Annotated in this window: 7 protein-coding genes; 1 reads left to right on the top strand and 6 read right to left on the bottom strand. The window is 69.9% G+C overall.

The features are described 5' to 3' along the window. The 3 genes from RL72_RS05500 to RL72_RS05490 form a co-directional block, all read right to left on the bottom strand. A partial coding sequence (locus RL72_RS05500) for a YveK family protein (protein WP_045249805.1) occupies positions 1–598 on the bottom strand: 598 nt, incomplete at its 3' end. Positions 599–724: 126 nt separating this feature from the next. Beyond that, positions 725–1,369, bottom strand: coding sequence for a hypothetical protein (locus RL72_RS05495; RefSeq protein ID WP_045249804.1), 645 nt, complete (start codon positions 1,367–1,369; stop codon positions 725–727). A 220-nt stretch (positions 1,370–1,589) separates the two neighbouring features. After that, on the bottom strand, positions 1,590–2,219 hold the full coding sequence (locus tag RL72_RS05490; protein ID WP_052674216.1) for a hypothetical protein: 630 nt from the start codon (positions 2,217–2,219) through the stop codon (positions 1,590–1,592). 195 nt (positions 2,220–2,414) lie between these two features. Here RL72_RS05490 and lepB point away from each other — a divergent pair, with 195 nt between their 5' ends. Next, positions 2,415–3,146, top strand: coding sequence for a signal peptidase I (gene lepB, locus RL72_RS05485; protein WP_052674215.1), 732 nt, complete (start codon positions 2,415–2,417; stop codon positions 3,144–3,146). A 395-nt stretch (positions 3,147–3,541) separates the two neighbouring features. Here the strand turns inward: lepB and RL72_RS05480 are convergent, their stop codons facing one another. The 3 genes from RL72_RS05480 to RL72_RS05470 all read right to left on the bottom strand — a co-directional run bounded on the left by RL72_RS05480 (position 3,542) and on the right by RL72_RS05470 (position 6,330). Then, positions 3,542–5,041 (bottom strand): helix-turn-helix transcriptional regulator, encoded by a 1,500-nt coding sequence (locus tag RL72_RS05480; RefSeq protein WP_045249803.1) that lies wholly within the window; start codon positions 5,039–5,041, stop codon positions 3,542–3,544. Between the two features lie 99 nt (positions 5,042–5,140). Then, a complete protein-coding gene (locus RL72_RS19740; protein WP_045249802.1) occupies positions 5,141–5,428 on the bottom strand; it encodes a hypothetical protein in 288 nt (95 codons plus the stop codon). Next, positions 5,425–6,330, bottom strand: coding sequence for a nucleotidyltransferase family protein (locus tag RL72_RS05470; protein WP_052674214.1), 906 nt, complete (start codon positions 6,328–6,330; stop codon positions 5,425–5,427). Before RL72_RS05470 ends, RL72_RS19740 begins: the two co-directional genes overlap by 4 nt. Between the last annotated feature and the right edge of the window lie 48 nt (positions 6,331–6,378).

The following is a 6,378-nucleotide window of genomic DNA, read 5'->3' as shown; positions in this document are numbered from 1 at the left end:
GCAACAGGCCATACCCCACCGCGACCGCCAAACCCACCAACGCCCCCAACGCCAACGCCAACCGCGTATTCGGCGACGACGGCGCATCCGGCAAACGCGCCGAATCAATCGGACTCAAAAACACCGCACCCTTCTTCGCCGGGTCCGTGGTCTCCAGGCGGTTGACCTCGGCGCCCATCGAGCGCACCCAGGCCTCGGCGATGTCGCGGGCCTTCTCGGGCGAGGACGCGTCGGCGGTGACCTTGAGCGTCGTGGTGTCGACGGTGTTGGCGACGCTGACCTGCTTCACGAGCTGGTCGGCGCTGACGTCCAGGTTCAATTCCGTGATCACGCCCTCGGCGACGGCGCGCGACTGCCCCAGCGCGACATAGGTCTTGACGCGCCCCGAGGTCAGCGAGTTGCCGAGCATCGCAGAACTCAGGCTGCTGTCGCCGGTGTCGCCCGACGTGTTCGCCTGCACGATCGCGGAGGCGTCGGCCGTGTAGACCTTGGGCTGCAGCAGCGTCCATCCGAACGCGACGGCGACGCCGAGGAGCGTGATGAGGACCATCCCGAGCCAGTGCGCGCGGAAGACCCGCAAATACTCACGCAGATCCATACAGGCTGATCCCCCTCGCTCCGCTCACCCTGCGAGGGCGATAAGTCAACGGCCTTTCGATGGTACCGGAAGCGCATTCCCAGGCGCGACAAGGAGACGACGGCTGTCGACTCGCCGAGAGCGGACTCAGGCGGTGGCGGTTCCGCTGAAGTTCAGCGTTCCGATACCGCCGAGCACGAAGCCGGTCGCCACGCCGTGGAGGTTCCAGACGAGAGTCATCGGGCACTCGACGCTCAGACCCAACCCGTACTGAAGCGTCGTCTTCACCGTGACGGTCAGGGTCTTCGGGACCGGCGCGTACGGCGGGATACCGATGGCCGAACCACCGTTCGGGAGTGCCACGTTCGTGAAGATGAAGGCGCCGGGGAACAGTCCCACGGTCGAGATGTTGCCGGCCCCCGCGCCCAGACCGACAGCGGAGGTGTAAGTGTTGTTGTCCGACATCGTCAGGGTGGCGCTCAGTACGACGTAGGTGAAGGCGGGCTGGAAGATGTTGGTCCAGCTGATGCCGCACGCGGTCGCGTCGAGTCCGAAGACGTTGGGGAAGGCAAGGGTCGCCTTATTTCCTGCCACAAGCGCCACGGACGTCCAAGCGCCGGCGATGAGGCCTCCGACGATCGGCAGGCCCGCCTTGATGCATGTCGGGCAGGCGGGGACCGACGCAGAAGCCAACGGTGTCGCGGCAGCCGCCGCGACCACGGGAACGGACCAGGCAGCACCCTTCAGAACGGTGCGGCGCGCGACCTGCTTGGTGGTTTCGATCTCGGACATGCGGCCCCCAGAAGTGACGAGTAGATTCAGAGCGGACCGATCTGCCGGTGCCGTTCACGCACCGCATCGGGACCCGCATCTCGACACTGGCCAGCCCCTCAGGCCGCCCGCAGATTGACGTCGTCAGAACGTGGAAACGCGTCGTCGAATCGACGTTGTCAATCCGGTCGAACACGAAGAAGGCCGCCTCGGCAGAGGCGGCCTTCTCGAAAGGGTGGCGTCAGAGGATGCCGGCGCCGACCGGGACGCTGATCGAGGTCGAGCTGGTGAAGGTGCGGCCGTTCAGGACCACGGTCAGGGTGACGGGGAACGTCGCGAGCGCGCTGATCGCCACGCCCGTGCTCACCCCGGCGAGACCGAAGACGACCGGGACATTGAGCGTGCCGTTGGACGCGACGGTCACCGTACGCGTGCCGGTCCAGCTGGTCGCGGGGAATCCGAAGCTGCCGACGATCGGGGCGGTCTGGTAGGTCGTGGTGCGCTCGCCGGCCGTGGTGTTGATGCCGTCGACCGAGGCGACGCCGAATCCACGCGCCTGTCCCACGGGGATGTTGATCCCGGCCGGACGGCCGACGGCGATGGTCACCGTCGCCGCCCCCGTCAGCGGGCCCGTGCCGTTCGTGACCGTGTACTGGGTCGGCACGGTGATGAGGACCTGAGCCGTCAGGGTCCCGCCGCCGTCAAGGAGGGCCAGGGTCAGGAGCGAGGTGCTGCTGCCGTTCCAGGCGATGCTCGCGTTCGCCGTCGACGCCGCGGCGAGCGGGGTAGCCACCGCTGCCGCCACGACCGGCACCGACCATGCGGCGCCCTTCAGCACTGCGCGGCGCTGGATGTTCTTGTTCTCCGTCATGTGTTGCTGCTCCTCCGGTGTTTCCGATATCGACGCGGGTACGTCGCCCTCCGCGCCCTGCTGCAGATGGGGGACATCTGGGCACGTTCAGCAGCCATCGTCGCGGCGCGCACGGGGAGGGAACAGGGGTGAGGTCGCTGACTGATCGAGACCGGTCGCAATCCGCCCACGGGTCGAGAGCGGCATGATGGACGCATGGCATCCGACACCGCAGCACCCGAGCGTCCCCCGGAGCAGAACCGCCCGCTCTGGCGTCGGATCACCGGCAGCTTCCTCTTCCAGCTGTGCGCGGCGTTCGTCGTCTTCGGGCTGGTCCTGTCGTTCGTCGCGAAGCCGTACTGGGTGCCGTCGGGGTCGATGGAGCAGACCCTGCAGGTCGGGGACCGCGTGCTGGTGAACCGCCTGGCCTACGTCGGCGGTGCGACGCCGCACACCGGTGACATCGTCGTCTTCGACGCGGACGATGCCTGGGACGGCGGTACGAGCGCTCCGGAGAATCCGCTCAAGGCCGCCCTGCGGTGGGTCGGCGAAGTCACCGGGTTCGGGCCGTCCGGCCCGCACACGCTCATCAAGCGCGTGATCGCCGGGCCAGGGCAGACGGTGAGATGCTGCACCGCGGACGGAAGGCTGATCGTCGACGGGAAACCGCTGGACGAGTCCTACGTATTCCAGGACTTCCCGTTCCAGCCCGGTTCGCTCGACTGCGCCACGACGCCCGTCTCGCCGAGGTGCTTGCCCGAGGTGACGGTGCCGAAGGACTCCTACCTGGTCATGGGCGACCACCGCTCGAACTCGTCCGACGGCGCGATCCGCTGCCGCGGGCGCACGACGCCCGACGCCGGCTGCTGGCGCTGGGCGCACTCCGAGGACATCGTCGGCAAGGCCGTCGTGATCCTCTGGCCCGTCAACCGTTGGTCGGGGCTATAGCCGGTCTCACCGCTCGTCGGCGTCGTCGTCCATCGCCGCGGCCGCAGAGAGAATCACGGGAAGACGCCAAGCCACGGTGAGCCGCAGCGGACGTGCAGGCGCCTCGCCCGCGTCATCCGGAGCCGGTTCCTCTGCCGTCGACCCCCGTTCGTCGGCACGACTGTCGTCCCTGTCCATCTTCATGAGCAACGCGGGCTTCCCCTCAACAGATCCCCTCCCCAGGGGACACCGCCGCACGACGGAGAACCGACCTGCATGCGGTGACAAAACGATGCCGACGACTTTCGGGTCGCCGCCGACAATTCATTCAACGCGCGAAGTCTGGGAGCTTCCCCCACTGCAGAAGAATTCACCCTTGACATCACCCGAGTCGGGTGAAGTGCAACAAGGCCCGCTCAGAGGTACCCGGCCTTGGTGGCCAGGCGCACCGCGTCGGCCGCGGCGGACACGCCGAGCTTGCGGTACAGCGAGGTCTGATGGCTCTTCACCGTGTTCGGCGAGCGGAAGAGGGCTTTCGCGATCTGCTCCCTCGTCTCGCCCAGTGCCAGGCGGGCGAGTACGGCGAGCTCGCTCTCGGTGAGCGACGGCATGTCGAAGACGCCCCTGCTGCCCGGACTCACCACCTCCGGGAGCAGCTCCGGGATCCGCTCGGCGACCAGTTCGAGCAGGCGGGGAGCGAGGATGCGCATCACGGCGAGCTCATGCGGGCCCGAGCGGCGGTTGAGCTCACCGAGCTCGTCCACCGCGGCCCTGGCCGCCGCGGTGTCGCCGCTGAGATAGTGCGCGAGCCCGAGCATGAGGCTGCGGTGCCGCTCCGCCTGGCGCAGTCCCTCGGTCAGCGGGCGCGCCGCGCGGAGCTCACGGATCGCCGACTTGGGCGCTCCCCCGGCGATGCCCACCATGCAGCTCACGATCACGGTCGGCCAGCTGCGGTCCTGCACGGTCCGCAGATGCTGTCGGGCGCCCGGCACGTTGCCGTTCAGGAGGGATTCGAACGCGAGGAGCACGTGCGGGACGGAGGAGTTGAGGGCGCTCCCCCTCGTCCCCAGGCCGGCGGCCATGAGCGCCTCGATGCGCTCCTTCACCTCCACCCGCCGATCGGCGAGCACGCCCCGTCGTTGCAGAGCAAGGAGGTAGAGCGGCCAGAGCTCGCCCATCGGACCGTAGGTGAGCTGCAGGATCCGGGCGAACGACCCGGACGGATCCTCGTCGTCGAGCAGTGCCTCGACCAGCGCCTGCTCCGGATCGAGCAGCGGCTCCATCCAGCTCGACGTGCGAGGCGTGCGTTGCGCCTCGACGAGGTGAGCGCGTGCCGCGGCGGGGTCGCCGTAGAGGGCGTGGATCATCGCCGAGCGCAGGTGCGCCTCTCTGAGATAGAACCGCAGGGAGGAGGGCGTGGGAACGCGCAGCACGCGTCCGAAGAGCGCGAGGGCTTCGGCGAACCGTCCGAGCAGCAGCGCCGTGAGAGCGGCCTCCGTGAGGAACAGGCTGCGGACGCCGTTCGTCGGGTCCAGCACCGAGGGGATCGCCGCCTCGATCTCGGGCAGGCGGATGAGCACCTCGTAGGCGCGGGCGACGTCGCCGTTCAGCCGCGCGTGCCAGGCGTCGGTGACCACGAGCCAGCGCCGCAGGTGCGCCGGCAGATTCGGGGAGCGGGAGAGGGCCCTGTCCTCGGTGGCCGCGTCGGCGCCCTCGGGAGCGAGCATCCGCGCGACCAGGGCGACCTCGGCGCTCGCGCGGACCGCCTCGGCGGGCAAGCCCAGGAGGATCCCGGTCAGCTCCTCCACCGGCAGCGTGAACCAGGCCTCCACCGGCCGAGTGGCGAGCAGGTGGACGACGACGGCATGGTCGCCCGCCGCTTCGGCGTCGCGAATCCTTCTCGCGATATCCGACATCCGGCACTCCCCGCAACTGACCCCCGTGTGACGAGCATACGATCCGCATGGCGGATTCGGGCGGCGCAGGGGCCACGAACAGAGGATCTTGTGAGAATCTCACTCCGCACGGGCGGAGGCCGCGCCCCCTGCCGGCTCGAGGAGCCCGCGCACGACGAGGTCCGCGACGAACTCGTCGACCGCGCCGACGATCGCCGCCGTGTCGCGGTCGACACGGCCGGAGGCGCGATCGGCCACCGTGCCGTCCCCCTCCTCGCAGGCGGCACGCCAGATCACCCCGGCGGTTCCGGCCAGCACCACGATCGGCCCCTGCGGTAGCCGCGCCGCGTACACGGCGTCGCCGTCGTCGATCACGCCGACATCCGCTGCCGGACGATAGCGGATCATGATCCGCCGTGCTTCCGGGGTGGATCGTCGGGCGTGCGACGACGGAGCCGGCTCCGCGTCGACTGCGCGACCTCGCGCAGTCCTCGCCCCGAGCGGACGGCGAACTCGCGCAGGATCTCCCCCGGTCGCGGCGCACGGCCCAGCTTGTGCGTCAGACGTTCGGTGTTCACCAGCGGCGCCCGCAGCATCAGCACGATCCGCTCGCGCAGCGTCCGCGCGGCGCGCACGCGGGCGAGCCAGTCCTGCGTGCGGGTACCTCCCTGCGACGCCACCTTCCAGAGCAGGTACTCGCGCCGGTGGGCGTGGCTCTCCAGGTCGCCGTGGGCCGCGGCGAACGCCACCTGCGCGTCCAGGCGATCGACCAGCGCGAGACAGGCTGCGCGCGCGGGTTCGTCGAGCGCGTCCCACACCCGCGCGGCGGTGTCGCCCTGACCGCCGGCGCGCGCCGCGTTCAGCGTGAGCAGGACGGCCTGGGCCGTGAGCCCGGGCACCGCGCAGGGCAGCCCCGCCGCGCGCGCCGGCGCACGGTCGGCCCACAGCACCTCGAAGGCCGGCCCGTCGGGGAGCCCGATGCCGGGGAACCGGCGGTGGACGTCGAGGTGGCCCCAGTCCGGGTGGAAGTAGGTCTGCGCATGCTCGAACGAGGAGTTGTTGCGGAAGAAGCTGTAGACCTGCCAGCCCTGCGCGAGCAGGGCGCGGTGCAGCGCGGGGATCCCTGCGGGATCGACGATCACGTCGACGTCCGTGCCCTCGAAGCGGCGATCGAGCAGCGCTCGATCCGTCATGCTCCCCTTGATGTGCAGCAGGCGCGTCCCGACCCGGTCGGCGATCACCTGCACTCCGGCGCGCGACATCTCCAGCCGCACGCTCGGCGGGATCCGCTCGACGACCTCCGCTGACACGGCGCCAGCCTACGGCACCGCCCCGACGCGCCCAAGGCATGCCCTGAC

The sequence above is a fragment of the Microbacterium azadirachtae genome (assembly GCF_000956545.1).
GTDB lineage: Bacteria > Actinomycetota > Actinomycetes > Actinomycetales > Microbacteriaceae > Microbacterium > Microbacterium azadirachtae.
Note: the sequence above shows the minus strand (reverse complement) of the source record. Positions and strands in the feature narration are given on the sequence as shown.